Genomic DNA, 414 nt, shown 5'->3' with positions numbered 1-414 from the left:
TCGGGCCCCTTCTGCGGCTAGGCTCCGTGCCCATGATCATCTGGACGCGGTGGGGCTTCCCGTCGTTCCTCGGCGGCGCTGCGGTCTTCACGAGCTGATCGCCATGAGCCAGGTTGTGCCCGCGCCGGATGATCGTCGTGCCTTCATGGTGGTGAACGGACGTACCGAGCAGTCCTGGGTGGATCCGGGCGACCCGTTGCGGCTCGAGTTCGAGTACGTCCAGCGGATCGCCGAGGTGCTGGAGGAGACCGTGCTCGCCCGTCCCGCCAGCGAACGCGTCCGCGTGGTCCACATCGGTGGCGGCGGGCTCACGCTGCCACGGTACGTCGAGGCCCGCCGTCCGCACACGGCGCAGGTCGTGCTCGAGCCCGACGAGGCGCTCACCGAACAGGTCCGCGAGAAGCTTCCGCTGCC

The 414-nt window shown here is 69.6% G+C and carries 1 pseudogene; it reads left to right on the top strand.

Features of this window, described 5'->3' with window-relative positions:
• Window positions 1-103: 103 nt before the first annotated feature.
• A pseudogene (locus BN358_RS25445) lies at window positions 104-414 on the top strand (spermidine synthase); the annotation flags it as partial.

This window comes from Sedimentibacter sp. B4 (assembly GCF_000309315.1).
GTDB classification, from domain to species: Bacteria; Bacillota; Clostridia; order Tissierellales; family Sedimentibacteraceae; genus Sedimentibacter; species Sedimentibacter saalensis.
Note: the sequence above shows the minus strand (reverse complement) of the source record. Positions and strands in the feature narration are given on the sequence as shown.